Below are 25,722 nucleotides of genomic sequence, written 5' to 3' on the forward strand. Positions count from 1 at the left end.
ATGGGTCGTCACCATCGTCGCCGGCGTTCAGCTTGCTGTCAGCTAATGATGCCATTCGGGTAGTCCTGACAGCGCGAAAGCTCGACATGAAGAAACAATGGAAATGGGCGGGTTACTCCGTCGCCGCGGCCGCCCTCGGGCTCGGAGCCTACCTCTTCGGCATTCAGCTGTCGGGAAACTTCGCCATTGTCGTGCCGGGCGAAATCTACCGATCCAACCAACCTTCGGCCGCGGAACTCATCGACTATAGCAAGCGCTATGGCATCAAGGCGGTCCTCAACCTGCGCGGTGCTGCCAAAGGCTCAACCTGGTACAAGGAGGAAATCGCTGCCGCCGGCTCGCTAGGACTGGTCCACATCGATTTCGGCATGAACGCCGGCACGGAATTGAGTGTCGAGGAGATGCAAAAGCTGGCGGCCATCCTCCGGGACGCTCCCAAGCCGCTGCTGATTCATTGTCGCTCCGGCTCTGATCGAACTGGCCTAGCCTCGGTGATCTATCTGAACAAGGTCGCGAACGTAGACGAGGAGGAGGCGGAACAGCAACTTTCGATCCGATTCGGTCATATCGGTCTACCACTGCTTTCCGCGACATACGCCATGGACGCAAGCTGGGAAAAGTTCGAGCAACCGCCAGGGCAGGCGCACCCACCAAGATCGGGGCGGTCCTAAGTTCTGAAAACGGCTGCGTCGGACGGGCCCATCAGGCTCATCGTTCAGGTCCGGCAACGAGTGCCGCCTTCAGGAGCTTGCCGCTGATCGTTGACAGCGCACGTCAATTGCCCAAGGAACAGATCGCGATGCTCGTTGGCGCCGATCTCTTCGGTTGTGGCATCGTCACTCTTTTGTCGCGCGAATGGCGTAGCGATGCTGCGAGCGCCTCGCCAAGCCCTTGAAGAGATTCCAGTTTGCGGCCTGGGTGCGATGAATCTCGTGAAGGTCCCTGTCGATCATGATGTCGACGAAGCCGGCTCCGCGCAACAGTTCGACGACGGCTTCGGCCCGAGCGCCCTCGGAGAAATGCACGCGCGAGAGGATGCTGCGGTGGGTTGCCATCATTTGCGGTGAACCGGTCGGCGTCTCCGTCTTGAAAAGCCCGAGGCGCTGCCCCCAGGTACTGAGCTTGGAAAACAGCCGCTCGAGCGCGGTGGTATTGACGAAGTCACCATCGACGATCAGCAACCTGCCGCCGGGCTTCAGGACCCGCAGCCATTCGGCAAAGGCTGCGGCCGGGTCGACAAGCGTCCAGACCAGATGCCGGTTGACGATTACATCGTAGTGGTCGTCGGGCTCCATGGTATTTTCGGCGTCGCCGAGGGCAAAGCGGATCGCTCGTCCGCGCTTGCGCGCCTTTTCCCGGGCGCGTTGAAGCATCGGCTCGGCCCAGTCGAGACCCTGCACCTTGAAGTCGAGTTCATCGAGAAGATGCGAGATGACGCCGGTGCCGCTCGCGAGATCCAGCGCGGCACGCCCTGCGCCCGGCCCAAGGTGACGGAGAAACAGTTGGTGCCAGGCCGCGCGTTCTTCCTCCGAGAAGATCTCGTGGCCCGGGGACAAATCGAAGGTTGCCGCCCGGTCCGACCAGTAGGCCTTGATTTCATCGCGCAGGTTGTAGTTCTGCCGCTCCGTCACACCACTCATGTCGATACCGTTCGTTCCTGTTTGGAGGCGTTCTAAAAGATAAATGTTGACTAATAAAGTCATGAAACATTAGATCGCCTGAATTTTCCAGCGGAGCTAAAACAATGCGGTTTTTCAACAGGGTGGCTGCGGCCGCCGCAAGCCTTTGCGTGCTTTTTTCCACGGCCGCCTTCGCTGATGTCGTGACGTTGAAGGATGTCACAGGCCGCGATGTCGAGGTCAATGTACCCGTCGAGCACGTGATTCTCGGCGAAGGGCGCCAGATCTACTTCCTCGGCGCGCTTGACCGCGAGGAGCCGTTCAAGCGCGTCGTCGGATGGCGCGATGATCTGGCGAAGGCGGACCCTGAAAGCTACGCTGCCTATCTCGCAAAGTACCCTGACATTGCCAAGCTGCCGACCTTCGGCGGCATGAAGGATGGGACCTTCGATATCGAGCAGGCGGTGGCCCTGAAACCAGATGTCGTTCTGATGAACGTCGACGCCAAGACGGCAACGGAAGAGGCCGGCTACATCGAGAAACTCGCCAAGGTCGGCATCCCGCTCGTCTACGTCGATTTCCGCGAAAAGCCGATGGAAAACACCGAGCCGAGCATGCGCGTGATGGGAAAGCTGCTCGGCAAGGAAGAAAAGGCCGAGGAGTTCATCAAGTTCCGCGCCGAGAGCATCGCCAAGGTGACCGACGTCTTGGCGAAGGCCAATCCGAAGAAGCCGCTCGTTTTTGTGGAACGCGCCGGTGGTTATTCCGACGATTGCTGCATGTCTTTCGGTAACGAGAATTTCGGCAAGATGGTCGAGTTCGCCGGCGGCGTGAACATGGCAAAGGACATCATTCCAGGCACCTTCGGCGTGGTCAATCCGGAACAGATCATCGCTGCCAACCCCGACCAGATCATCATCACCGGCGGCAACTGGCAGGGTTATGTGCCAGGCGGCGCCTGGGTCGGTGTCGGCTATGGCGCAGACGAGAAGGAAGCGGTCCGCAAGCTTGAGAACCTGACCAAGCGCCCGGCCTTCACCGGTGTTGCGGCGGTCAAGGACGGTCAGGTCCACGCGATCTGGCACCAGTTCTACAACAACCCCTACCAGTTCGTCGCCATCCAGCAGATCGCCAAGTGGCTGCATCCGGATCTCTTCGCCGATCTCGATCCGGAAGCGACGTTCAAGGAGTTGCATGAGCGCTTCCTGCCGCTTCCCTATAAGAGCGGCTACTTCGTTTCGCTGACGGCAGCCAAATAAGCGCATCGACGACCGGAGAGGGGAGGTCTCCGACGTCGCGTTCGAAAGGAGTGAGAATGTCGATCTTCAGGAAAATCGCGTCGTCGATGGTCGCAGCCTTCGTTTTGGCGGCTCTGCCCGCAAGTGCGGCTGAAATTGTCGACGTTACCGGCCGCCGGGTCGAAATCGCGCTGCCTGCCAAGCGCGTGCTTTTGGGCGAAGCGCGGCAGATCCACGTGGCGGCCGCGTTGAAAGGCGAGCATGTCTTCGACACGATTGTCGGCTGGCGCGATGATCTCCTGAAAAAGGATCCGGATTCCTACGCCGCTTATGTGGAGCGCTTCCCCGAAATCGAGAAGCTGCCGCGTTTCGGCTACATTCCTTCAGGCGATTTTAGCCTTGAGGCAGCCATTGCACTCAAGCCGGACGTGCTAACGCTCAATCTCGAAGCGCAGCAGGCCGTCGAGGAATCGGGCTTCATCGAAAAGGCTGCTGCCGCCGGCATCGCCGTCGTCTATCTCGATTTCCGCGTCGATCCGGCCGCCAACAGCGAGAAGTCGGTCGAAATCCTGGGCCAGCTCTTCGGCGCCGAGGCGAGGGCCCGCGAATTCATCGACTATCGCAATGCCCAAATTGCGCTGGTGACGGATCGCCTCAGGAAGGCTGGAGAAATTGCGCGCCCGAAAGTCTTCATCGAGCGCTCTCCCGGCATTACCGGCGACGTCGTCTGCTGCCGGACCTTCGGCCCGGCCAATTTCGGCAAGATGGTGGAAGAGGCTGGCGGCCACAATATCGGTTCTGACGTCATCAAGGGCACCTTCGGCGACCTCAATCCCGAGCAGTTGATCGTCAGCGATCCCGATCACGTCATCATCACCGGCAGCAACTGGTCGGCCGAATCCGATCTCAACCAGTTCGTCAGCGTCGGACGCGGCGCCGATCCGGCGGCGGCAGAAGATCGCTTGCGCGGCCTGATGCAGCGCCCTGGATTTCCAGGCCTTAAGGCGGTGAAGGAGGGCAATGTGCACGCCGTCTGGCACCAGTTCTACGGTGCGCCTTACGAGTTCATTCCGATCCAGCAGTTTGCCAAGTGGTTCCATCCGGAGCTCTTTGCCGACATCGACCCGGACCGGACTTTCCGCGAGTTCCATGAGAAGTTCCTGCCGGTGACCTACCGCCCTGGCTACTTCGCCTCGCTTCCCAAGAGTGGTGATTGATGGTTGCCGTGACCGAACAAATATCCGGGGTCGAAAGCCGAGCGCGCTACCGCTCCCTCGTTCTGCGCCGCCTGGTCTTGATCTCCTGCCTCGTTGGCGCGCTCTTTGCGTCGGTTGCTGTCGACATGGCGCTCGGGCCTGCGAACTATCCGCTCGCCGACGTGCTGACCGCGCTCTTTCGCCCTGAAACGGTAAGCGACCAGCTTCGGGTGGTGATCTGGGACATTCGCATGCCGATCGCCCTGATGGCCGTGACGGTGGGGGCATCCCTGTCGGTCGCCGGCGCGCAAATGCAGACGATCCTTGCCAATCCGCTTGCAAGCCCGTTCACGCTCGGCATTTCAGCCGCTGCCGGCTTCGGTGCGGCCCTCGGTCTCGTTGCCGGCGTGGCGGTTTTTCCCGTCGCCGTCCAATACATGGTGCCGATCAACGCCTTCCTGATGGCGATGCTGGCAGCGCTCTTCATCCACTTCGCCTCCACGATGCGTGGCGTTACGGTCGAAACAATCGTTCTGCTCGGCATTGCGCTCGTCTTTACCTTCAATGCTGCGCTATCTTTGCTCGAATATCTCGCCTCCGAACAGGCGCTGGCCGCCGTCGTCTTCTGGACGATGGGCAGTCTCACCAAGGCAACCTGGCCGAAGGTCTGGATTACCGGCGCCGTGTTGCTGTTCGCCTTGCCGCTTTTCGCCCGGCACGCCTGGGCTTTGACCGCGCTTCGGCTTGGCGACGACAAGGCAGCAAGCTTTGGCATCAACGTCCGCAGGCTGCGGCTCGAGGCAATGATGACCGTCAGCCTGCTTGCGGCGATCCCGGTCTCCTTCGTCGGAACGATCGGTTTTGTCGGTCTCGTCGGACCGCACATCGCCCGAATGCTGGTCGGTGAGGATCAGCGCTTCTTCCTGCCAGCTTCTGTGCTGTGTGGCGCACTCCTGCTTTCGGTCACTTCGGTCGTCAGCAAGATGATCATTCCCGGCGCCGTGCTCCCGATCGGAGTCATCACCGCGCTCGTCGGCGTGCCCTTCTTCTTCGTGCTGATTTTCACCAACAGGAGGCGCGCATGGTAAGCCTGACGCTGGAAAAAGTCGGCGCGAAATACGGCCGCCACACGGTGCTCTCGGACGTCAACACGGGCGTGCTTCGTGGTGGCGGTCTGACGGCGGTGATCGGTCCCAATGCCGCCGGAAAATCGACACTGTTCAAGCGCATCGCAGGCCTGACGTCCGGGCCCGGCACTGTTCATCTGTCCGATGCGGCGAAGGGCCCGCATGGCATCTGTTACATGCCGCAGGATACCGGCGCCAATGCCGTGCTCACGGTCTACGAGTCGGTGCTGCTATCGGCCAAGCAAGGATCCGGCTGGAAGGTGAAGGACGCCGAACTCGCCGAGATCGACCGGGTGTTGGGCGAACTCCGGATCGCCGATCTCGCCTTTCGCGGCCTTGGTGAGCTTTCAGGCGGCCAGCGTCAACTCGTCTCCATTGCTCAAGCGCTCGTGCGGAAGCCCGAAGTGCTATTGATGGATGAACCGACCTCGGCGCTCGATCTCTTTCGCCAGATCGAGGTGCTCGGCTTCATGAGGCGCCTCTCGGCGCAATCGGGTATGGCGGTGCTGATTGCGCTGCACGATCTGAACCATGCGCTGCGCTATTGCGACGACACGATCGTCATCAGTGGCGGATCGGTGCTGGCGAGCGGCCCCACCCACGACGTTATCACCGCGGATATGCTGCGCTCGGTTTATCGAGTCGAGGCGCGGGTAGAGGCCTGCTCCCTGGGGCGCCCCGTCGTCATCGTCGATGAATCTCTTTGAGATGTTGCGAACCGCTCGACACGCTTGGCCAGCTCGAAGAACTGCCTTCCAGCATTGGCGATTGGAATGGATCGGGAAACACTCCCCGGTAGAATTGTCCCGGCTGGAGCGGAAGGCGCAAACCTGGCGAGGGGGCTAGAGTATCTCGGTCAACTCGAACAGCGGCAGAGCCAAGCAGACCGACAGGATGTGCCAGGGCTCGCCCTCGATCGTGGCTCCGCCACTCATTTCGCTCAGTGTCAGGTTCGGAGCGACGTCGGCGCATGCTTGCTCGAGCAGGGTGATTGCTTCTTTTGATGTCAGTCCGTCTGGATAACGGACAGCGTATTTTCGGCGAGGATCTGCTTCGTTTAGGGTCATCTTTGCAAGGCTGTCCGCTGAGGTGAAGGTATGCGAAGGATCAGACCTACATCGCGCGGACGGTGAGTGGTTTCGATAGCCCTTCGTTGGTAGCGACCGCAGTCAAAAAGGATAGGGATGTCTCGGCGCCGCGTTTGTGCTTGCAAATCTATGCCGGCTTACGCCAGTCCGCGACGAAGGTCGCCTTGATTGACTAGACCGTACTCAAAGTGGAATGGATCCGCTCGGTGGTTGTCACTCTTACGCGTTCGCGCCGTGTTTTACCTTGCCACCGGACATGTAGCGCCCAGCTCACGATGGTTTGTGGCCATCGCCGTTGGCTCGTCGAGCGCCTATGCATTTCGCACATGGGAGCGCTGAGTTTTGAGCGCTGCAACTTGCGGAAAGCCTGAGCTATAAGGTGTTCATCGAAGTGAACGAGGCGCCACGGACTGGCAGCCAGGCTTCGAAAGCCCATTGAAAGGGGGATCAAATGAACATCGCACGCTCCATCAACAACTGGCGCAAGTACCGTCAGACGGTCACCGAACTGGGCCGCATGTCGAACCGCGAACTTCGCGACCTCGGCATCGAACGTGCTGACATCGACCGCGTCGCACGCACGGCCTTCGCCCGCTAAGGCGACCCAAACAGACTGAAGAATTGCCAAGCGCCTGCATCTCCTGCGGGCGCTTTTGCTTTTTGAGGTTATGGCGTTTGATTGGGCGAGAGGAAGAGCAGACGTTCCAGGCTGGTTCGCCCATAAAATCGTCCAAAAGAAAACCCCGCCGGGGAGGGCGGGGCAAGGCTCGCGCCACCGGCATGACGGGCCGGACGCAACCCGTGCGCGCCGAGTGGAGCCGTCTATGTTGCGGCAACAACTCAAACCACCCTGTCGCAGCGCAAGTGATCTGAAGCAGGGAAGGTGAGCGTTTCAAGCCGACGCTGTTTGGAGCTTGTGGCGCCGCACGCTCATTGAGCCACGGTAGGTCATGCGCCGCCCACTCTCGTCGCATCAGCACAAACAAAACCGCTGAAGCGACCGGGTGGATTAGCCATCGCAAAAGCTAAATGTACAGCCGAAGCTGCATGTCTTGGCCGCCAACATTTATGTGCCGAACCGCAGCGGCGAGCTCAAGCCGGTGCGTTGCGTCGATCTGAAGATCGGGCTTGGGGGGCGACATCACCGAGATTGCCCGGTCGCTCGCGCGGCCGGGCAGGCGAGGGAATGCAATGAAGCGAATTCCCGCGGTGTGGCATGCGATGTTCAGGCTGACCTGACGTTTTCAGCCTTCGATTTTCCAGTCTTGCGGTCCTGGCCGAGTTCGTAGCTGACCTTTTGGCCGTCGCGCAGTGAGGTTGCGCCTTCCAGCGCCGACACGTGGACGAAGACGTCAGGTCCGCCGCTGTCGGGCGTGATGAAACCAAAACCCTTGTCCTGGTTGAAAAACTTAACGGTACCGGTTGCCATGTCATCCTCGTCAACTGAGTGTTCTGCGTTTTGCCGCAGGACCTTATACAGCACTTACCCTGGCGGCAATCGCGCATGCGGGCAAAATCTACGTTCTCGCGCCAGAACCGTACTTTTCAACGAAGCAAGACAAGACCGAAGGCGTTACGGGACACATCATCGAGATTGCCCGGTCGACGGCGCGAGCAGTTGTCCCTGTCCACCAAAGCTTAGAGCGCTCGAACCTCGGCAAGCCGTTTGATCGAGTAGTCGTCATTCCAGCAAACGGCGGCGTCCCATGCGGCGGACGCTTGCGCGGCAATGTCATAAGCACCGTGATCGAGATCCGCAGCGTTGTTGGGAAGCACGAGGTCAAGGTCGGGAACCATCGACGTGTGCCTCGTCCCAATCGATCAATGCGACGCGATCGGCCGTCATGCGAATGTTTCCCGGGTTGGCCGGGTTGCCATGAACAGCGCAGGTTTGACGCCCAAGGAGCCGCGCCCATGCTGCTCGGCATCGGGCGACGCCCTCAGGTGGCATCGCGGTAAGGTCGATCCTTGTTCCGGTCTCAGCATGCAAGAGATCGCTCAACGACTTCCAACCCGGGCGTTGCGGCCAGTCTTTGGTCAACCGATGCAACTCGCGCAGCGTGTCGGCCACCCGGCGCCAGTCAGATGGCGTCTGTGGGGGCCCGCCTTCCATATATGTCATCACCATCAAGCCGCCCACGAACAGGCGCCCATCAGGCGTCGGAATCGGCACGGGAACAGTCATGCCTTCACGGCCAAGGTGTTGGAGCAGACTGGCTTCCCATGCGAGATCGGCATCAGGCCTCGAGCCAAGGCGGCCGACTGCGATCTGCCCGTCGATGCGAACGCTCCAGACATCGTTTGCGACTCCGCCCGTGAGCGGTGCGATGCGGTTTGCATTTCCTCCCCATTGCCTGAGTGCTTCCCATCCCATGCGCTATATCCCTAGGATATGGGGTTATCTGCCCCTTCCTCCGTCTGGAGGTAGCTGATCACGGCGTCGGCGATCATTCGGCGATGGCGGCCGATTGTGGCCGATTCGGAGAGATCCCTGCGAAAGATGGTTCCGAAGGTATATCGGTTCGAAACCCTGAAGAAGCAGAAGGCACTGATCAGCATATGCACATCGATCGGGTCGGCCTTTCGCTTGAAAGCACCCTCGGCGGTACCGCGTTCCAGAATGCCCGCGATCGTTTCGATGACCGAGACATTCAGGTCGCGTATGGCTTCCGACCGCAGCATATGGGCTGCGTGGTGGATATTTTCGATGCTGACCAATCGCACGAAATCGGGATTGGCCTCATCGTGGTCGAATGTGCTGGATATTAGCGTACGCAACGCCTCTTCCGGCGCAAGGCTTGCGAGCTTGAGGTCCTCCTCGAGCGTGCGGATCTTGCGATAGGCTCGCTCGAGCACGGAGAGGTATAGACCCTCCTTGCCCCCGAAATAGTAGTAGATCATGCGCTTGGAGGTTCGCGTCCGTTCTGCGATCGCGTCAACGCGTCCACCCGCAAGGCCGTGCGTCGAGAACTCCTCGGTGGCAACGACAAGGATGTCTTCCTTGGTGCGTTCCGGATCGTTCTTCCGACTTGCCTCAACCCGCCGCGCCATTCTTTTTTCGTTACTCCCCGGCACGCGCCGAATTTTCCAATGAAACCAGATCGAAACGGGCAAGCCCCAAGGCTCTCTACATCGCCTCCTCGAAATTCATATTGAGGTTACGGGGGTCTTTCAAGAGAGTCTACTTGACATACGTACTAGTTCGTACATTTTGTGATGGCGAAGACCGCTTGAGGAGGATGTGTTCGCACCGGTGCCTGACGCCGCCCCGTGGCGCTAATGTAATGCGCGGGCGCCAAGACGGCACTCCGCTTTGGGAGGAGCGCATGATCCGTATTATCGATTTCTATTTCTTCGCACTGAAGGTGGCGATTGCCTTGCTGCTTGCCGGCATGGTCGTCCTCGTCTTCGGCAACGTCGTTTTGCGGTATGCGTTCAATCAAGGCATCACGGCCTCTGAGGAAATATCACGCATCTTCTTCGTCTGGCTGACGTTTCTTGGCGCCGTGGTTGCCTTGCGCGAACACGGGCATCTCGGCGTTGATACGCTTATCAAACGCCTGCCGCCGGTCGCCGCAAAGGTCGCGGTGCTGCTTGGTCATATGATGATGCTCTATGTGACCTGGCTGATGATTAGCGGCAGCTGGACGCAGACGCTCATCAACCTGCATGTCAGTGCGCCTGCGACCGGGCTTTCCATGGGCTTCTTCTACGGGGCCGGTCTCGCCTTTGGGGTACCCGCATTCCTCATCCTGCTTGCCGATGCTTTCGCCATCGCGACCGGACGCATCGACGTGACGACGGCGGAACTGGTTCGCGACAGCGAAGACGAAGTAGCGCTCGACCCGCCCCCCACCGCCACGCTCGGGCCGCTGCCCGTCAAACACTGAGGACGAGCCGATGACGGTCACCATCTTCCTTGGCGCGCTTCTCGGTCCCATGGTGCTCGGCGTGCCGATTGCATTTGCGTTGATCATCAGCGGTGTCGCCTTGATGCTCTTTCTCGGGCTCTTCGATGCACAGATCGTCGCCCAAAACGTCTTGAACGGCGCCGACAGCTTTCCGTTGATGGCCGTGCCCTTCTTCCTGCTTGCAGGGGAGGTTATGAACACCGGCGGGCTTTCCCGACGCATCGTCGCCTTGGCAATGGCGATGGTCGGTCATATTCGCGGCGGCCTCGGCTTCGTGGCGATCTTTGCCGCCTGCATTCTTTCCAGCCTCTCTGGCTCAGCTGTCGCCGACGCCGCTGCCCTCGGCGCGCTGCTTCTGCCGATGATGCTGAAGAGCGGTCATGATCCGGCGCGCGCCGGGGGGCTGCTTGCCTCTGCATCGATCATCGGGCCTATCATTCCACCGTCAATCGGTTTCATCCTCTACGGTGTGGTTGGCGGCGTCTCGATCACCAAGCTCTTCCTTGCGGGCATTTTCCCGGGTTTGATGATCGCCGCGGCCCTTTGCATCACTTGGCTCATCGTCGCGCGCAAGGAGCAGTTCGAGCTCCCGCCAAGACAAAGCGCCCGCGTGCGGCTTGGAGCGCTGCTCGACAGTGTGTGGGCGCTCCTTTTGCCGGTGATCATCATCGTTGGTCTGAAGTTTGGCGTGTTCACGCCAACCGAAGCCGGTGTTGTTGCGGCGGTCTACGCCCTGTTCGTTTCGATGGTCATCTACCGGGAGCTCACGCCGGGCCAGCTCTTCCATGTCTTCGTCGCGGCCGCGAAAATTACATCCGTCGTGATGTTCCTGGTTGCCTGCGCTGCCGTTTCCGCCTGGCTGATTACGGTTGCCGACGTGCCCGGTGCGCTTGCCGCACTGGTCGAACCTCTGATGGACAATCAGACCCTTCTGCTCATCGCAATCATGGTCCTGATCGTTGTCGTCGGGACAGCAATGGACATGACGCCGACGATCCTCGTCATGACGCCGGTTCTGATGCCGATCATCAAACAGGCGGGGATCGACCCGGTCTATTTCGGCGTGCTGTTCATCATCAACAATTCGATCGGCCTGATCACCCCGCCAGTGGGCACGGTCCTCAACGTTATCTGCGGCGTCTCGAAATTGTCGATGGAGGACCTGATGAAGGGCGTGTGGCCCTTCCTCATTGCTGAACTGGTCGTCCTTTTCCTGCTCGTTTTGTTCCCCGAACTGGTGACCGTACCGGTCTCCTGGTTCGGGCACTGACGGCAACTTTCTATTGCGCTTCAACAGGCCGGCAGGATTACCGGCCCAATCTGGGAGGATAAGATGTTGTTGAACCGATTGACAAAAGTGGCCCTGGGCGTCGCCCTGCCGATCGTTTTGTTTGCAGCAGGACCAACGCTTGCAGAGATACGCGACCAGACCATCAAGTTCGCGTCAGCCAACAACAAGGGGCACCCCCAAGTGACGGGCATGGAGAAGTTTGCCGAGCTGGTGAATGAAAAGAGTGGCGGCAAGATCGAGGTGAAGCTGTTTCCCGGCGGCACACTTGGTGGTGACGTCCAGACTGTCTCCGCTCTCCAGGGCGGAGTTATCGAGATGACCGTGTTGAACGCTGGTATTCTTGCCAACAACGTCAAGCAATTCGGCGCCGTCGACCTTCCGTTCCTCTTCGACAGTGGCGAAGAGGCGGACAAGGTGATGGATGGCCCCTTCGGGGAAAGCCTCAGCAAGCTCTTGCCCGATACCGGCCTAGTCGGACTTGGGTACTGGGAGCTCGGCTTCCGCAATCTGACGAACAATCGCCATGCAGTGACCAAGCTTGAAGATATCAAGGGTCTGAAGATCCGCACGATCCAGTCTCCGATCCCGATCGAGCTCTTCAACACGCTCGGCGCCAACGCTGTTCCGCTGCCTTATACGGAACTCTACACCGCGCTTGAGACTGGGACGGTCGATGGGCAGGAGAACCCGGCGGCAAACATCCTGAATGCCAAATTCTACGAAGTGCAGAAATACATGACGCTGACCCGTCACCAGTACAATCCGCAGATCGTGCTCGTCAGCAAGAAGTTCTGGGATGGGCTGAATGACGAGGAAAAGGACGTGCTGCAAGCGGCCGCGACGGAGGCCCGCGATTATCAACGCAAGGTCTCGCGCGAGGCGGATGCCACAGCCCTTGAGGAAATCCGCAAGACAGGCATGGAGGTCAGCGAATTCAGCCCCGAAGAAACGCAGAAGCTGCGTGACGCCGTCAAGCCGGTGATCGAAAAGTTTAGCGCCGAGATCGGCGCCGATACGGTGCAGTTGCTGTTCAAGGAGATAGGTGCCGCGCGGGGACAGTAACCGCGCGAATACTTTGGCCCGCCCGCGACGCCGCGGCGGGCCGAAGGCTGGTTGCCCCTTGCAACGGGCTCGGAAGATGGAAACACAAACAATGTCCGAAACGCTTGTAAGACCCTTGAAGGCGGGCCTGATCGGTGCTGGCATCCAGGCCTCGTTAACGCCTGCGATGCACGTGGCCGAAGGTGCAGCTCAGGGGCTCCGCTATGCCTACGAGCTGATCGATCTTTTCGAGATCGGCGCGACGGAAAATGATCTGCAGCGGCTGCTCGCCGACGCTGAGACGCAGGGGTTTTCCGGTCTCAACATCACACATCCGTGCAAGCAGGCGGTCATTGCCCATCTCGATGAACTGTCGCCGGACGCCCAGCGGCTCGGTGCCGTCAACACGGTCGTGCTCAAGGGGGGACGAAGATATGGCCACAACACCGATTGGTGGGGCTTTGCCGAAGGCTTCAGGCGAGGATTGCCCGATGCAGACCTGTCCACGGCCGTGCAGCTGGGCGCAGGCGGTGCGGGCGTCGCAACAGCCTATGCCGCGCTTTCGTTCGGTCTAAAGCGTCTCATCGTTTTCGATCGCGAGCCGGAACGGGCGCGATTGCTGGCCGCGATGCTGACCGCCCTGTTTCCAGACGCAGATATTACCGCCGGCACGGAGCTTTCTGTTGCCATGCGCTCGGCATCCGGGTTGATCCATGCCACGCCGACCGGCATGGCCAACTATCCCGGAGTGCCGCTTGACGTCGAGCTTCTCGATCCGCGCCACTGGGTCGCCGAGATCGTCTATTTCCCGCTCGAGACGTCGCTGCTTTCAGAAGCAAGGCGACGCGGATGCCGCACGCTCGACGGTGGAGGAATGGCTGTATTCCAGGCAGTTGGTGCATTTCGCCTGTTTACAGGTCTTGAGCCCGACACAACGCGGATGCTTGCCCATTTCAAGGCACTGACCGGCTGAACCCCGAAGAACTCAGCGAGGAGCGAGTGATGAAGACCTCGATAGCAACGGTTTCGCTCAGCGGCGACCTCAAGGACAAGCTGCGTGCGATTGCCAAGGCGGGCTTTGCCGGTGTGGAAATCTTCGAGAACGATTTCCTGGCTTTTGATGAAAGCCCGCGTCAGGTCGGCCGCATGGTGCGAGATTTCGGCTTGGAGATCAGTCTGTTCCAGCCGTTCCGGGATTTTGAGGGCATGCCGGAGCCGTTAAGAGCCCGAACGTTCGACCGTGCCGAGCGCAAGTTCGACTTGATGGAGGAGCTTGGCACCGACCTCGTCCTTGTCTGCTCCAATGTTTCGCCTGCTGCCGTTGGTGGCATTGACAGGGCAGCTGCGGACTTTAGCGAACTCGGTGAAAGGGCCGCAAAACGGGGCCTGCGCGTGGGTTACGAGGCGCTCGCCTGGGGGCGCCACATCAGCGATCATCGCGACGCCTGGGAGATCGTCCGGCGCGCCGATCACCCGAGTATCGGGTTGATCCTCGACAGCTTTCATACGCTGTCGCGCAAGATCGAGATCAACTCGATCCGCTCGATCCCAAAGGAGAAGATCTTCATCGTCCAGTTGGCCGATGCCCCACTGATCGACATGGATCTGCTGTATTGGAGCCGGCATTTCCGCAACATGCCGGGCGAGGGCGACTTGCCGGTCACCGATTTTACCCGCGCAGTGGCGGCGACCGGCTATGACGGCTACTTGTCGCTCGAAATCTTCAACGACCAATTTCGTGGCGGCAACCCCAGTGCGATCGCTGTCGACGGATATCGTTCGCTGATCTATCTCGGGGATCAGGTCAAGCGCGCCGAACCGGATACTCGTTTGCCGGTCCCCACAATGCCTCCTCGCGTCGACGTGAGAGATGTAGCGTTTGTTGAGTTCAGTGCCTCGGCGGAGGAAGCAGGCGAACTCGAAGCGTTGCTCGTTTCAATCGGCTTTGCGAAAACAGCACAGCATCGGACGAAACAGGTGGTGGTTTATCGCCAGGGCGCCATCAATTTGGTGGTCAACACAGAGCGCGAAGGCTTTGCCAGCGCTTCCTATCTTGTCCACGGCACGTCCGCCTATGCCTTCGGCCTCATGGTGGACGATGCTGCGGCCACGGTAGAAAGGGCGCGGGTGCTTGGAGCAGAACCGTTCGAGCAGCCGGTTGGCCCAGGCGAGCTCGTGGTTCCGGCGATCCATGGCGTAGGCGGAGGGCTCGTCTATTTCCTGGACGACAAATCCGAGCTCTCCAAGATCTGGGAGATCGAGTTCGAGCCAGTGCGAGACGGCGGCTCGGTCGTCGCTGCCGGACTACGCTCCGTCGATCACATCGCTCAGACCGTCAAATATGAGGAAATGCTGACCTGGCTGCTCTTCTACACATCGCTACTCGATGCTCATAAGACGCCGATGATCGACATCGTCGATCCGGCAGGCATCGTTCGCAGCCAGGTCGTGGAAAATGACGCTGGCACGTTGCGTCTGACACTGAATGGCGCGGAAAACCGCAACACGCTGGCCGGCCGGTTCATCGCCGAAACCTTCGGTTCCGGTGTCCAGCATCTGGCCTTTGCCACCGACGACATTTTTTCGACCGCGCAGGCCTTGCGCGCCAATGGGTTCAAGGCTCTACCGATTTCGCCAAATTACTACGATGACGTCGAAGCGCGTTTCGGTCTCGACGTTCAACTCATTGAGAGGCTGAAGTCCGAAAACATCCTCTATGACCGTGACGAGGACGGCGAGTACTTCCAGCTCTACAGCCCGACCTTTGGTGAAGGGTTTTTCTTCGAGATCGTCGAAAGGCGCGGCTATCGCGGCTACGGAGCCGCTAATGCGATCTTTCGCATTGCGGCGCTACGAAAGTACCTGAGACCCGATGGATTGCCAAAAAACTGACGATCCGACCATCGTAAAACCAACAGCGGGTGGGGGGTAATGGCAAATGGCTGAAGGCCGCGGAACTGGCTTTTGTTGGACGGGGCAGGGCTCGACCAGCCGCATCGTATTAAATCGAGATCAAGCCGGAACCACTGCAGGAGCGCGTTCCGGCTGCCGCGTAAATGGCAGGGACGCCGACCGCTCTTGTCGTGCCTGATGCTTGAGGTGCGTGTGAAGCGTCGGACCATCGGCCGGTCGAGAAGACACTATTTCGACTTTTGGGCTGGCCATTTTCATCTGCGCTCATATCTAGCCGGGCACTTACACCGTTCAAGGAGGCGCGAGTGAACGACTGGCTGGTATCGATGGGCGTGGAACTGGACATCCTACCGCATCTCATTGCCTTGATGGTGGCTTACGTCCTCGCGCTACCGATCGGTTGGGATCGTGAACAAAACGAGCGGAGCGCTGGCCTTCGCACCTTCCCGCTGGTCGCGATCGCCTCATGCGGTTTTATCCAGTCAGCAGAAACGATTACACTCGGCAATGCGGAGGCCACGGCCCGCGTGGTGGAAGGCCTGATCAACGGTGTCGGTTTCATCGGAGGCGGGGCGATCCTCGTTGGAAAACTCGGCACTCGCGGGACCGCCACGGCTGCGAGCATTTGGGCAACCGGCGCAATCGGCGTCGCTGTCGGGCTTGGGTCTTACGATACCGCCATCGTGCTTTCGATCGTCACGTTCGCGACACTCCGGTTTATGACGAATTTCAAGTCGCCAAAAAATGAGGTCCTGGCACCGGCGGACACCCACCAGGTCAATACCAGTCCAATATCTGCGTCGCAGCCCGAGGCGTCACGGGTCGACGAGCCCGGCGTTCGCGTGTGACTGTCCCTTGAAAGCCGTCCAGCTTTGACGTTCCAGAGTCTCGCCCCATGCAGCTATCCCTCGAAAATTGAAGGCAATTCCCTTGTCGCAGTCATGGTGATGCCCTAGTTCCTGATGCGATTTTTGGTTTTTCGCACGTGCTGCGAAACAGGCAGTATCTTAGGACTGGGCGGAGGGTGCATGCGCGGCAATGAACGCGTTGAATTGAGGAGCAGGACGCGGGAAGCGCATCAGCGGGTAGACGCTGCGGTCGGCACGCTTAGCACCCTTGAGGATTATCGTCGCTACGTGGCGCACGTTTTGCCGTTTCGTGTGACAATGGACGAAGCGCTGCAGAACGTCTCCTGGCCTGAAGGCTGGAATTGGCAGCCGTCCGCGGTTGCAGAGTTGCTCGCTCAGGATGCGCGCGATCTCGGCGTGCCGCCGGTCCGCCATGCGGAGCCTGATTTCGATCTTTCCGATCCAAGCGCACTGCTCGGTGCGCTCTATGTGGTGGAAGGGTCGTCTCTCGGTGCGCGGGTGTTGCGTCAAAGGGCGTTGAAGCTTGGGCTCGATGAAACCTTTGGTGCGAGGCACCTTGTTTCTATGGCAAGTGACACGACCCGGTGGCCATCGTTCCTTTCCCTCCTGGAGGGAACACCTAATTATGATGTCGGGCGGTCCGCGGTCGCGGCAAATGCCGTGTTCGCGCTCGCCCTCAGTTGCTTTGAAAGTACGTCCGTTGCCGCCAGCTGAACCCGTAAACCTTGAGACTTGCGACAGGGAGCCCATTCATATTCCCGGCAGCATCCAGCCGCACGGCTGTCTTGTGGCCTGCGACATCGGTTTTACGAGGATCGAGCGGGTGTCGGCCAACGCTGCCGAAATGCTCGCCTGGGACGGCGATCTGCTCGGGCGCCAGCTTGCCGACGTGCTCGGTCCGAAACTGTTGCATGATCTGCGCAATGCGCTTGCGGCCGCGGGGGCGGCTTCACGCCCGGCCCTCATGCTCGACGTCGCTTTCGGCGACCGCGTGTTCGACATTGCCGTCCACCTGCACAAGTCGGCCGTCATCATCGAATTCGAGCCGGCCCCGTCTATCGGTCAACCCTTGCATATTGCCCGCGAGATGATCGGCCGCATCAAGGACCTTACCGACGTTGACCGTCTCGTGCAGCGCGCGTGCCGGATTGTTGCCGGTACGATTGGCTATGACCGCGTCATGATCTACCGCTTCGAACAGGACGGATCCGGCAAGGTGGTCAGCGAGGCGAAACGGGCCGACCTTGAAAGTTTTCTCGGCCAGTATTTTCCAGCAAGCGACATCCCGCAGCAGGCGCGTGCGCTCTATCTGAAAAACACCATTCGCGTCATCTCGGACGCAAGCGGCGCCCGCGTCCCCGTCGAGCCGGTCCTGGACGGATCGGGCGAGCCGTTGGACCTCAGTTTCGCGCATCTTCGCAGCGTCTCGCCCATCCATTGCGAATACTTGCGCAACATGGGCGTCGCTGCGTCGATGTCGATTTCGGTTGTTCTGGACGGCCAGCTCTGGGGGTTGATCGCCTGCCATCACTATTCGCCGCGCGCACTGCCGATGGCCCAGCGCGTCGCTCTCGAAGTGTTCGGCGAATTTTTTTCGCTACACCTGAAATCTCTGAAGGAACGGCGTCGGGTGGCGGCCGTCGCCGGCACACGCGAAGCGCTCGACCGCTTTCTCATTCTGTCGTCCCATCACGAGGATGTCGGGGAACTGCTGCGCCAGAGCCTGCGTGAATTCTCGCAACTGCTGGCAAACGACGGTATCGGCGTCATGGTCGACGGCAAATGGGCGGGGATCGGCACCGCTCCGCCGGACGAAGAAAGAGCCGCCCTTCTGGACTTCATCCGCACCGTCAGCGAAGGCCGCGTCTGGGCCACGCACGCCCTGTCTCAGAAAGTCCCGGAGGCTTCGGGCTATAGCGAGCGGCTTTCAGGGGTTCTGGCCATTCCCCTTTCGCAGACCGGCTCGGATTGCCTGCTGTTCTTTCGCAAGGAATTGGTCCAGACCCTCAACTGGGCCGGAAACCCTGAAAAAACCTATGAAGCAGGTCCTCTCGGCGACCGGCTGACACCGCGCAAGAGCTTTGCGATCTGGAAGGAAACGGTTAAGGCGCAGGCGCAGCCATGGTCGGAGGCCGAACGCGAAATCGCCGAGATAGTCCGGGTCGCAATTGTCGAGGTGGTGCTGCGGCACAACGAGCTGATGGCGGGTGAGCGGCGCAAGTCCGAAGTTCGGCAGCGGATGCTGAACCAGGAGCTGAGCCATCGCGTCAAGAACATCCTCGCTGTCATCAAGTCGCTGGTGACGAGCCCGCAGCAGCACAAGAATTCGCTCGAAGAGTATGTCTCGACCCTGCAAGGTCGCATCGAGGCGCTCGCCGTCGCGCATGACCAGGTGGTGCGCGGCGATGGTGGCGGCATACTCGCTGACCTGCTTGAGGCAGAGCTTCAGCCTTACCGGACAAAGCTGTCGACAATCACGCTCGAAGGTCCTGCCGTCTGGCTCGACAGCCGTGCCTTTTCTGTAATGGCGCTGGTGTTTCACGAGTTGGCGACCAATGCCGCCAAATACGGCGCGCTTTCGGTGACGGCTGGCGAAGTGGAGGTGCGCTGGACGATGACCGGCCGGGATTGCGACGTCTCCTGGCGCGAGCGAAACGGTCCTCTCGTCACTCTCCCGTCGCGCAGAGGCTTCGGCAGCGCGCTCATCGAGCGCAGCGTTCCCTACGATCTTCATGGACGCAGCTCCGTCCGCTTCGAACCATCAGGGCTTGAGGCAGAGTTCAGCATCCCGTCCCCACACGTCAAACTCACCGGGTCAGGTCCGACAATGGCAACATACATGGTCGGCACCGCCGCCCCAGAACAGAGCGGCCTTGTCCGTGCAAACCCCAGGATCATGATCGTCGAGGATCAGATGCTCATCGCGCTTGATCTCGAAGCAATGTTGTCGGACGAGGGGTTCTCGGAGGTCTCGACCGCGAGCTCCGTCCAGCAGGCCATGGCACATATCGAAAGAGCTGCTCCGGAGCTGGCGATCCTCGATATCAATCTCGGTCAGACCAATTCGTTCGGGATCGCCACCGAGCTCATGCGCAGGGGCATCCCATTCGTGTTTGCGACGGGCTATGGTGAGGGGGCGGATCTGCCGCCGGAACTCGTTGGCGTGTCGATCGTGCGCAAACCATACAGTCGAAGCGCCATGGTCGGGGCACTTTCACTGCTGTGGGACGAGACCCATCGGGATGCGCGCAAAGCGCAGTGACGCGAGTGAGAAAGACTAAAATCGATGTCCGACATCCAATCGTTGTCTCGCGAGCAACTCGAAGAAGAGATCCTGGGGTTGAGAGCCTTGCTGCAGGACGGTGTCAGCGAGAAGAGGGGTGACGCCGGCGATGATGCGCGCGAGGCACGCTACCGTGCGCTGTTCGAGGCAATTGACGACGGTTTCTGTATTATCGGCTTCATCGACGGACCGCATGGCCCGCTCAGCGACTACGTGCACCTCGAAGCCAATTCCGGCTATGGGCGCCACACTGGCATCTCGAACATCGTCGGCAAGCGGCTTCGCGAAATCGAGCCCGATAACGCCGATGTCTGGCTGGATATCTACGGCAGCGTGTTGCGCACTGGCGAACCAGTGCGCTTCGAGCAGGAGTTCCAGTCGGTCGCCAGGCACATCGAGGTTTCCGCCACCCGCATTGAGCCGGAAGGCCTGCGTCAGGTTGCGGTGCTGTTTCGCGACGTGACGCAAAGAAGGAAAGCCGAAGCGGCGTTGCGCGAGAGCGAAAGCTACGCGCGCGACAACGTCCAGCGCGTGCAGATGGCGATGGCGGCAGGGGCGATCATCGGCACGTGGCTCTGGGACGTGCCTTCCGACCGCTTCACCGTCGACGAAGCATTCGCGGCTGCATTTGGGTTCGAACCGGGGCAGGGGCGTTCGGGTCTCAGCCTTGCCGATATCGTCGGCGCCGTTCACCCCGACGACCAGGAACGGGTCACCGCCTCCGTCAAAAACGCCCTGGCAAAAGGCGGCGCCTATGCCCAGCAATACCGGACCCGCCGCGAGGACGGGACATATCGCTGGCTCGAGGCGAACGGACGCGTGGAATGCAGCAGCGACGGTGTTGCGCTCAAATTTCCCGGCGTCCTTATCGATATCGAGGAGCGGCGCGCCGTCGAGGCCGAACGTGACGATGCCCTTGCGGCCCTGCGCACCCTCAACGAGACGCTGGAACAACGGGTAGAGGAACGCACCGCGGCACTGGTTCAGGCTGAAGACGCCCTGCGCCAGGCGCAAAAGATGGAGGCCGTCGGACAACTGACCGGTGGGCTGGCGCACGACTTCAACAACATCCTCGCCGGTATCAGCGGCAGCCTCGACCTGATGAAAACGCGGCTGGCCCAGGGCCGCGTGAGTGAAATCGATCGTTACATGACGGGCGCACAAGGGGCGGTAAAACGGGCCGCCGGCCTAACCCAGCGCCTCCTTGCTTTTTCCCGCAGGCAGACGCTCGATCCCAAGCCGTCGGACATCAATCGCATCGTTGCGGGCATGCAGGACTTGATCAGTCGCAGCGTCGGCCCTGGGGTGGCGGTCGAAACGGTCGGAGCCGGAGGACTGTGGACGGCGTTCGTCGATGTCGGCCAGCTCGAGAACGCTCTGCTCAATCTTTGCATCAATGCCCGCGACGCGATGCCGGATGGTGGGCGCTTGACGATCGAGACGGGTAACCGATGGCTCGACGAACGCGCAGCGGCAGAACGGGGATTGCTGCCGGGACAATATGTTTCCTTGTGCGTTAGCGACACCGGAACGGGCATGTCGCCCGATGTGGTCGCCCGCGCCTTTGATCCGTTCTTTACGACGAAGCCGATCGGCCAGGGTACGGGGCTCGGCCTTTCCATGGTCTACGGATTTGCCGGCCAGTCCGGTGGTGCCGTGCGCATCTATTCCGAGGTGGGCAAGGGCACGATGATCTGCATCTATTTGCCCCGCCATGCGGCCGAAGATCATAGCCCCGACATGCCAGTCGAAGCGGGCCCTGCGCCTGCGGCGTCCGGCGTGCACACCATCCTGGTCGTGGACGACGAGCCTCTGGTCAGGATGGTCGCGGTCGAAATCCTCGAAGAGCTGGGATACGAGGTGCTGGAGGCGAGCGACGGTCCTTCCGCCCTCAAGATACTGGACGCACGCCCCACCATCGATCTTCTGGTCACCGACGTCGGGCTGCCGAATGGCATGAACGGACGGCAGCTTGCCGATGCGGTGCGCGTCCAGCGTCCCGGTCTTAACGTGCTCTTCGTCACAGGGTACGCGGAGAACGCAGTGCTCAACCACGGGCACCTCGACCATGGTATGGAAGTGGTCACGAAACCCTTCACCGCTGATGTGCTGGCGCGGCGGGTCGAAAGCTTGATCCGCCAATAAAAGCGGACCTGGCGCGCCAGGCGTCCTTGCATTTCACTGGTGGATCGCCGCCTGCGCGCAGTCGGTCGACAAGGCCGCCGTGCAATCGCCAAGTCCGCGCTTTCGGGATTTCAAAGCGCTCGATCAGCCCCACCTGGTCTGAATTTCATCCGCCGAACGACGGTAGCGGGAACAAAAAATCAGCCTCGGCATTTAGCTGTCGGCGACCACGGTCGTTGCGGCAAGGCGTTTTCGTTGGGAATTCAATCGCTTTCCGATCTTGCGCCGATACCAACAGGCATTCCCAGTGGCGGACGGAGGGGCAAAACCATGAAAGCGATCGGATCGCTGGCATTTGGCATCGCGTTGTCGGTTTGCGCCAGCGCCGGGGCTGCATCCGTGGCATCACTCGTGCTGGCCGAGCCCACCGAACGTCCTCTGCTCAAGGCGGCTTCAGCTCCAGACCTTTGGACCGCAACGCCGGTACGGATCGATCGGAGCCAGCAGAACTACGAGCGTTTGCCGCCCGTCTATTCCAGCTACGTTACGAACCCGGTCTCAGTGAAGCTAACGTCGCGGCGTCCGGCAACCACCGCTCCAACATGGGCGGCCTCTGGTGCCGGCATCTCGACCGCCCACCTCGATTGGTGCTCGAGCCGCTACAAGTCCTATGACCCAGAAACCAACGCGTACCGCGCGTATGGCGGGCAAATGCGAGCGTGCCGGTCGCCCTACGCGGCCGGCCATCCGACGAACGAAAGCCGGACGGCGCAAATCAATCGGCGGTTTGTGGGCTACGCGACGGCCGGTCTGCGCCTAGCATCGTGCGCCGGCTATCAGTCGTATCGCGCCGCTGACAACGCCTACCAGCCATACAACGGTCCTCGCAGGCCTTGCCTGCATCCATCCCAAGACGCGCGTCTCGAAGCGAGCAACGGCGTGTGGTCCGTGTCGGAGCGATGAGCGGCCCGCGCTGTTATCTGCGGCACGACCCCTTGTCGGCGGGGCTCCTCTCTTGCGGGCGTTGCGACGCCCGCGGCATGCAAGGGATCCGGAAATGTACAAAGCCCAAAGCGGAATGAGGCGCATTCGTCCGGCTATGCGCCATCTACCGGAACATGGAGACGCCCCAGTTGGAGGAGATTACACGAAAGCGCAAGCTGCGGGCCAACCGGCCACTGTGGTCCAACACGCCTCATATCAAGGTTGCCGCGCAAAGTCGGATCTGCGCCGACAACGTCGACGTGCTGATCGTCGGCGCGGGCATCGGTGGAGCGCTCATGGCATTGGCCCTTGCCAAGCGAAACATGAAAATTCTCGTCGTCGACCGCCGCGGGCCGGCGAAGGGCAGTACCTTGGCGAGCACCGCGATGATCCAGCACGAGATCGATGTGCCGCTCCACCGGCTCACCACGATGATTGGACAGGACAAGGCGCGGCGGGCTTGGCAACGCTCGGCAAAAGCGGTGGAAACACTGATCACGCTTGTCGACACTCTCGGGATCGGCTGTCGCCTTGAAAGGAAGAAGTCTCTCTATTTGTCCGGCAATGACTATGGGGCCCGAGCGCTTCGCCTGGAAGCCGACGCGCGGCAGACCGCCGGCATTTCAGCAAGGTTTCTCAAGTCCTCTTCCTTGCGCGACGAGTTTGGTCTCAATCGCACCGCGGCAATCCAGTCCGATGTTTCTGCAGCCGCCAATCCGGCGCAATTGACAGCCGGGTTGTGGCATAAAGTACAGGATGACGGCGTCTCGCTCGTTGCCGATACCGAAATCACGGATGTTCGCAGCGTTGGCGAATGGAACGCTGTCGCAACCTCGAAAGGTGAAATCATCCAGGCCAGGCACGTTGTGTTTTGCACAGGCTACGAGTTTCTAGACGCCGTGGCCGACCAAGGCCATCGAATGGTATCCACCTGGGCTCTTGCAACCAAACCGTATCACCCGCGGCCTGACTGGCTCAAGAACCATCTCGTTTGGGAGGCATCCGATCCCTACCTCTATTTTCGCTCGACGATAGATGGTCGCCTGATTGTTGGCGGGGAAGACGAAGAAGGTGACACGGCCTTTGCCGACCCTTCAAAGCTCAAGTCGAAATCCAAGACCTTGCGCGCAAAGCTGTCGGCGCTCCTGGACGTAGAAATTGGCGAACCGGACTACCTTTGGGCTGCGCCCTTTGGCACGACCGCTGACGGCTTGCCGATCATCGGAGCCGTTCCAGGTTTCAACAATGTCTATGCTGTGATGGGTTACGGGGGAAATGGCATCACCTACAGCCAGATCGCTGCCGAGATCGTGTCGTCAGCTATTCTGGGCCACCGCGATCCGGACAGCGAACTGTTCGCTTTTCGCTGAGTTCGACGCCGGACCCCAAATCAAAAAGGCCGCCGGAACGGCGACCTTTGAAAGCTAAAGCACGAGCGCATCTTGGCTCAATGGAAACGCTGGTTTGAATACCAGTCGTCGATGTCTTTCTTTGCCTGATCCTTGGCATATCCGTAGCGCTCCTGGATCTTGCCTTCGAGCTGCTCACGCTTGCCATTGATCTGGTCGAGGTCGTCGTCTGTCAGTTTTCCCCACTGCTCCTTGACCTTGCCCTTGATCTGCTTCCAGTTTCCTTCGACACGGTTCCAATCCATCGAGGACACTCCGTTGTTGTTTCAGGTACATTTCTGGAACGACTGAACCTCGCACTTGTTCCGTTTTTTCTCGAAGTTGTCGTGGGAAGAGCGGTGGGGTCGGTCGACGAGGCCTGGTCGGCAAGATGGTCGATAAAATGATGCCGCCAGGCAGCAGATGCTGCGCGCAAACTCGACATCTGGGGAGGGGATTCGTACCTGGGAGGGGCTCGATCTTTATGACGGGGAGTAAATCGGGCGAGGGGCCTGAGGAAGAATAAGGTGCCTTCGGCCGACAAAGCTATCCGTTGCCAGCGGACCATGCTGGCAACGGAGGAGTTGAACACACCGAGAAGATATCCAGAAAAAGGCGTCAGAGCCTGTAGCGCCGGCGTTCTTCTTCGACCTCGTCGGCCGTGTAGGGGGCGAGCGTCGGGTCAAAGCGGCGCCAGCCTTGTTCGGCATAGGACGCTCGGCGCTGCACCGGGTCGACCCAGCTACCGCGCCGCAGGATCGCTTCCGCATCCGCCTGGAGCGCGTCGTCGACCCGTGCCGTGACGACGGCGCCACCGCGGCGTACGCCCTCGGCATAGACATGGGCGTGTTCTTCCGAAACGCCCGAATCCGTCATCGCACCGATGATGCCGCCGGCGGCCCCACCGGCAACCGCGCCGGCCGCAGCACCAGCTGCCGTCGCGGCAAGCCAACCAGCTGCGACCACCGGCCCGACACCCGGAATGGCCATGACCCCGAGACCGGTCAACAGGCCACCAATGCCCCCGACCGCAGCGCCGACACCGGCGCCCGTTCCGGCGCCTTCGGCGGCATTGCTGTCTTTTTCGCTGCCATAGCGATCGCCGACATTGTTGGAAACAATGCTGATGTCGTCGGAGGGAATGCCGCGATCTTCAAGCGCCGACACTGCGGCGCGGGCGTCGGCATAGTCGTCAAAAAGTCCACTAACGGTTTTCATTGGGATTTCCTCGCTTTTGGAATTAGTTGGCTACAATGTTGCCCTGGTAGTCGAGGGCGAGTTGCACGGACTTGCCGTCCTTCGATGCGGTTGCGCGCCAGACGCCCTTGTCGTCGAGCTTGAGCCCCGTCACATCGCTGTAGCCGGCCTTTGTGAGCCGATCTTTTGCCTGCGCTTCGGTAAAGCTGTTGGCGCCGGCAACGGGAGCCGTCGGGTTGGTCGTGTCGGGCGTGGCAACCGCAGGCGTATCGCCGTTCGCGGTGGCGGGAGGCGTTGCAGTCTGCGCGAGCGCGCCAATCGTCGATGCGCCGAGGAAGACCGCGGCGAGCAGCAATTTTTTCATGATCTGGTTCCTTGTTCGTGGCCTTCCCGGCCAAGGCGTCTCGATTTGCGGGGACTTAAGGTCCGAGGGGCAAATCCGATTGCGCCCGA

General features: G+C 60.5%; 24 protein-coding genes and 1 pseudogene. 17 read left to right on the plus strand and 8 right to left on the minus strand.

The window, feature by feature from the left end; genetic code table 11:
• Positions 1 to 86: 86 nt before the first annotated feature.
• Positions 87 to 671: a dual specificity protein phosphatase family protein gene (locus ACIQUG_RS22505; protein WP_402324215.1), complete on the plus strand. Its 585-nt coding sequence runs from the start codon at positions 87 to 89 to the stop codon at positions 669 to 671.
• 165 nt (positions 672 to 836) lie between these two features.
• On the opposite strand, the gene ACIQUG_RS22510 is transcribed toward ACIQUG_RS22505, so the two are convergent.
• Complete coding sequence (locus ACIQUG_RS22510; RefSeq protein ID WP_402324216.1) at positions 837 to 1,640, minus strand: class I SAM-dependent methyltransferase; 804 nt, start codon at positions 1,638 to 1,640, stop codon at positions 837 to 839.
• Positions 1,641 to 1,744: 104 nt separating this feature from the next.
• Between ACIQUG_RS22510 and ACIQUG_RS22515 the strand changes: the two genes are divergently transcribed.
• The 4 genes from ACIQUG_RS22515 to ACIQUG_RS22530 are packed head-to-tail and all read left to right on the plus strand — an operon-like array spanning position 1,745 to position 5,887.
• Entirely contained in the window at positions 1,745 to 2,878 is a 1,134-nt protein-coding gene (locus ACIQUG_RS22515) for an ABC transporter substrate-binding protein (protein ID WP_402324217.1), read from the plus strand.
• Between the two features lie 56 nt (positions 2,879 to 2,934).
• Complete coding sequence (locus tag ACIQUG_RS22520) at positions 2,935 to 4,074, plus strand: ABC transporter substrate-binding protein (RefSeq protein WP_402324219.1); 1,140 nt, start codon at positions 2,935 to 2,937, stop codon at positions 4,072 to 4,074.
• Positions 4,074 to 5,141 (plus strand): iron ABC transporter permease, encoded by a 1,068-nt coding sequence (locus ACIQUG_RS22525; protein ID WP_043625235.1) that lies wholly within the window; start codon positions 4,074 to 4,076, stop codon positions 5,139 to 5,141. The genes ACIQUG_RS22520 and ACIQUG_RS22525 overlap by 1 nt, the downstream gene beginning before the upstream one ends.
• Positions 5,135 to 5,887 carry an ABC transporter ATP-binding protein gene (locus ACIQUG_RS22530; protein ID WP_402324220.1) on the plus strand — a complete coding sequence of 251 codons (753 nt, stop codon included), beginning with the start codon at positions 5,135 to 5,137 and terminating at the stop codon, positions 5,885 to 5,887. The genes ACIQUG_RS22525 and ACIQUG_RS22530 overlap by 7 nt, the downstream gene beginning before the upstream one ends.
• A 135-nt stretch (positions 5,888 to 6,022) precedes the next feature.
• On the opposite strand, the gene ACIQUG_RS22535 is transcribed toward ACIQUG_RS22530, so the two are convergent.
• A complete protein-coding gene (locus ACIQUG_RS22535; RefSeq protein WP_402324221.1) occupies positions 6,023 to 6,247 on the minus strand; it encodes a hypothetical protein in 225 nt (74 codons plus the stop codon).
• A gap of 472 nt (positions 6,248 to 6,719) precedes the next feature.
• Between ACIQUG_RS22535 and ACIQUG_RS22540 the strand changes: the two genes are divergently transcribed.
• Entirely contained in the window at positions 6,720 to 6,866 is a 147-nt protein-coding gene (locus tag ACIQUG_RS22540) for a DUF1127 domain-containing protein (RefSeq protein ID WP_064817045.1), read from the plus strand.
• A gap of 627 nt (positions 6,867 to 7,493) precedes the next feature.
• Here ACIQUG_RS22540 and ACIQUG_RS22545 read toward each other — a convergent pair.
• The 3 genes and pseudogenes from ACIQUG_RS22545 to ACIQUG_RS22555 form a co-directional block, all read right to left on the minus strand.
• Entirely contained in the window at positions 7,494 to 7,697 is a 204-nt protein-coding gene (locus tag ACIQUG_RS22545; protein ID WP_043621551.1) for a cold-shock protein, read from the minus strand.
• A 209-nt stretch (positions 7,698 to 7,906) separates the two neighbouring features.
• Positions 7,907 to 8,642 (minus strand): annotated as a pseudogene (locus tag ACIQUG_RS22550) (phosphotransferase enzyme family protein).
• 11 nt (positions 8,643 to 8,653) lie between these two features.
• Positions 8,654 to 9,319: a TetR/AcrR family transcriptional regulator gene (locus tag ACIQUG_RS22555; RefSeq protein WP_402324223.1), complete on the minus strand. Its 666-nt coding sequence runs from the start codon at positions 9,317 to 9,319 to the stop codon at positions 8,654 to 8,656.
• Between the two features lie 275 nt (positions 9,320 to 9,594).
• Between ACIQUG_RS22555 and ACIQUG_RS22560 the strand changes: the two genes are divergently transcribed.
• The 11 genes from ACIQUG_RS22560 to ACIQUG_RS22610 all read left to right on the plus strand — a co-directional run bounded on the left by ACIQUG_RS22560 (position 9,595) and on the right by ACIQUG_RS22610 (position 24,054).
• Positions 9,595 to 10,158 carry a TRAP transporter small permease gene (locus ACIQUG_RS22560; RefSeq protein ID WP_402324224.1) on the plus strand — a complete coding sequence of 188 codons (564 nt, stop codon included), beginning with the start codon at positions 9,595 to 9,597 and terminating at the stop codon, positions 10,156 to 10,158.
• 10 nt (positions 10,159 to 10,168) lie between these two features.
• A complete protein-coding gene (locus ACIQUG_RS22565; RefSeq protein ID WP_402324225.1) occupies positions 10,169 to 11,449 on the plus strand; it encodes a TRAP transporter large permease subunit in 1,281 nt (426 codons plus the stop codon).
• Between the two features lie 66 nt (positions 11,450 to 11,515).
• Positions 11,516 to 12,532: a TRAP transporter substrate-binding protein gene (locus tag ACIQUG_RS22570; RefSeq protein WP_402324635.1), complete on the plus strand. Its 1,017-nt coding sequence runs from the start codon at positions 11,516 to 11,518 to the stop codon at positions 12,530 to 12,532.
• A 91-nt stretch (positions 12,533 to 12,623) separates the two neighbouring features.
• Entirely contained in the window at positions 12,624 to 13,484 is an 861-nt protein-coding gene (locus tag ACIQUG_RS22575) for a shikimate dehydrogenase (protein WP_402324636.1), read from the plus strand.
• 29 nt (positions 13,485 to 13,513) lie between these two features.
• Positions 13,514 to 15,403: a bifunctional sugar phosphate isomerase/epimerase/4-hydroxyphenylpyruvate dioxygenase family protein gene (locus ACIQUG_RS22580; RefSeq protein ID WP_402324226.1), complete on the plus strand. Its 1,890-nt coding sequence runs from the start codon at positions 13,514 to 13,516 to the stop codon at positions 15,401 to 15,403.
• Positions 15,404 to 15,750: 347 nt separating this feature from the next.
• Positions 15,751 to 16,272, plus strand: a complete 522-nt coding sequence (locus ACIQUG_RS22585) for an MgtC/SapB family protein (protein WP_402324638.1) — start codon at positions 15,751 to 15,753, stop codon at positions 16,270 to 16,272.
• Between the two features lie 180 nt (positions 16,273 to 16,452).
• On the plus strand, positions 16,453 to 17,007 hold the full coding sequence (locus ACIQUG_RS22590; protein ID WP_402324228.1) for a biliverdin-producing heme oxygenase: 555 nt from the start codon (positions 16,453 to 16,455) through the stop codon (positions 17,005 to 17,007).
• Positions 16,949 to 19,555 (plus strand): HWE histidine kinase domain-containing protein, encoded by a 2,607-nt coding sequence (locus ACIQUG_RS22595; RefSeq protein WP_402324229.1) that lies wholly within the window; start codon positions 16,949 to 16,951, stop codon positions 19,553 to 19,555. The genes ACIQUG_RS22590 and ACIQUG_RS22595 overlap by 59 nt, the downstream gene beginning before the upstream one ends.
• Positions 19,556 to 19,579: 24 nt before the next feature.
• Positions 19,580 to 21,721, plus strand: a complete 2,142-nt coding sequence (locus tag ACIQUG_RS22600) for a response regulator (RefSeq protein WP_402324230.1) — start codon at positions 19,580 to 19,582, stop codon at positions 21,719 to 21,721.
• 309 nt (positions 21,722 to 22,030) lie between these two features.
• Positions 22,031 to 22,663, plus strand: coding sequence for a BA14K family protein (locus ACIQUG_RS22605; protein ID WP_402324231.1), 633 nt, complete (start codon positions 22,031 to 22,033; stop codon positions 22,661 to 22,663).
• A 170-nt stretch (positions 22,664 to 22,833) separates the two neighbouring features.
• Positions 22,834 to 24,054: an NAD(P)/FAD-dependent oxidoreductase gene (locus ACIQUG_RS22610; protein WP_402324232.1), complete on the plus strand. Its 1,221-nt coding sequence runs from the start codon at positions 22,834 to 22,836 to the stop codon at positions 24,052 to 24,054.
• A 77-nt stretch (positions 24,055 to 24,131) separates the two neighbouring features.
• On the opposite strand, the gene ACIQUG_RS22615 is transcribed toward ACIQUG_RS22610, so the two are convergent.
• The 3 genes from ACIQUG_RS22615 to ACIQUG_RS22625 form a co-directional block, all read right to left on the minus strand.
• Positions 24,132 to 24,338: a CsbD family protein gene (locus ACIQUG_RS22615; protein ID WP_043621574.1), complete on the minus strand. Its 207-nt coding sequence runs from the start codon at positions 24,336 to 24,338 to the stop codon at positions 24,132 to 24,134.
• 352 nt (positions 24,339 to 24,690) lie between these two features.
• Complete coding sequence (locus ACIQUG_RS22620) at positions 24,691 to 25,290, minus strand: general stress protein (protein WP_043621578.1); 600 nt, start codon at positions 25,288 to 25,290, stop codon at positions 24,691 to 24,693.
• A 22-nt stretch (positions 25,291 to 25,312) separates the two neighbouring features.
• On the minus strand, positions 25,313 to 25,633 hold the full coding sequence (locus ACIQUG_RS22625; RefSeq protein ID WP_192448987.1) for a PepSY domain-containing protein: 321 nt from the start codon (positions 25,631 to 25,633) through the stop codon (positions 25,313 to 25,315).
• Between the last annotated feature and the right edge of the window lie 89 nt (positions 25,634 to 25,722).

This window comes from Ensifer sp. NPDC090286, from assembly GCF_044769565.1.
Lineage (GTDB): Bacteria > Pseudomonadota > Alphaproteobacteria > Rhizobiales > Rhizobiaceae > Ensifer.

Bases quoted from the DNA above. Each gene is read 5' to 3' on its own strand.
- ACIQUG_RS22515 (WP_402324217.1), top strand. From the start codon at position 1,745: ATGCGGTTTTTCAACAGGGTGGCTGCGGCCGCCGCAAGCCTTTGCGTG.
- ACIQUG_RS22545 (WP_043621551.1), bottom strand. From the start codon at position 7,697: ATGGCAACCGGTACCGTTAAGTTTTTCAACCAGGACAAGGGTTTTGGT.
- ACIQUG_RS22565 (WP_402324225.1), top strand. From the start codon at position 10,169: ATGACGGTCACCATCTTCCTTGGCGCGCTTCTCGGTCCCATGGTGCTC.
- ACIQUG_RS22625 (WP_192448987.1), bottom strand. From the start codon at position 25,633: ATGAAAAAATTGCTGCTCGCCGCGGTCTTCCTCGGCGCATCGACGATT.
- ACIQUG_RS22595 (WP_402324229.1), top strand. From the start codon at position 16,949: ATGCCGTGTTCGCGCTCGCCCTCAGTTGCTTTGAAAGTACGTCCGTTG.
- ACIQUG_RS22510 (WP_402324216.1), bottom strand. From the start codon at position 1,640: ATGAGTGGTGTGACGGAGCGGCAGAACTACAACCTGCGCGATGAAATC.
- ACIQUG_RS22535 (WP_402324221.1), bottom strand. From the start codon at position 6,247: ATGACCCTAAACGAAGCAGATCCTCGCCGAAAATACGCTGTCCGTTAT.
- ACIQUG_RS22590 (WP_402324228.1), top strand. From the start codon at position 16,453: ATGCGCGGCAATGAACGCGTTGAATTGAGGAGCAGGACGCGGGAAGCG.
- ACIQUG_RS22580 (WP_402324226.1), top strand. From the start codon at position 13,514: ATGAAGACCTCGATAGCAACGGTTTCGCTCAGCGGCGACCTCAAGGAC.
- ACIQUG_RS22600 (WP_402324230.1), top strand. From the start codon at position 19,580: ATGTCCGACATCCAATCGTTGTCTCGCGAGCAACTCGAAGAAGAGATC.
- ACIQUG_RS22605 (WP_402324231.1), top strand. From the start codon at position 22,031: ATGAAAGCGATCGGATCGCTGGCATTTGGCATCGCGTTGTCGGTTTGC.
- ACIQUG_RS22540 (WP_064817045.1), top strand. From the start codon at position 6,720: ATGAACATCGCACGCTCCATCAACAACTGGCGCAAGTACCGTCAGACG.
- ACIQUG_RS22525 (WP_043625235.1), top strand. From the start codon at position 4,074: ATGGTTGCCGTGACCGAACAAATATCCGGGGTCGAAAGCCGAGCGCGC.
- ACIQUG_RS22505 (WP_402324215.1), top strand. From the start codon at position 87: ATGAAGAAACAATGGAAATGGGCGGGTTACTCCGTCGCCGCGGCCGCC.
- ACIQUG_RS22555 (WP_402324223.1), bottom strand. From the start codon at position 9,319: ATGGCGCGGCGGGTTGAGGCAAGTCGGAAGAACGATCCGGAACGCACC.
- ACIQUG_RS22560 (WP_402324224.1), top strand. From the start codon at position 9,595: ATGATCCGTATTATCGATTTCTATTTCTTCGCACTGAAGGTGGCGATT.
- ACIQUG_RS22585 (WP_402324638.1), top strand. From the start codon at position 15,751: ATGGGCGTGGAACTGGACATCCTACCGCATCTCATTGCCTTGATGGTG.
- ACIQUG_RS22615 (WP_043621574.1), bottom strand. From the start codon at position 24,338: ATGGATTGGAACCGTGTCGAAGGAAACTGGAAGCAGATCAAGGGCAAG.
- ACIQUG_RS22620 (WP_043621578.1), bottom strand. From the start codon at position 25,290: ATGAAAACCGTTAGTGGACTTTTTGACGACTATGCCGACGCCCGCGCC.
- ACIQUG_RS22530 (WP_402324220.1), top strand. From the start codon at position 5,135: ATGGTAAGCCTGACGCTGGAAAAAGTCGGCGCGAAATACGGCCGCCAC.
- ACIQUG_RS22520 (WP_402324219.1), top strand. From the start codon at position 2,935: ATGTCGATCTTCAGGAAAATCGCGTCGTCGATGGTCGCAGCCTTCGTT.
- ACIQUG_RS22575 (WP_402324636.1), top strand. From the start codon at position 12,624: ATGTCCGAAACGCTTGTAAGACCCTTGAAGGCGGGCCTGATCGGTGCT.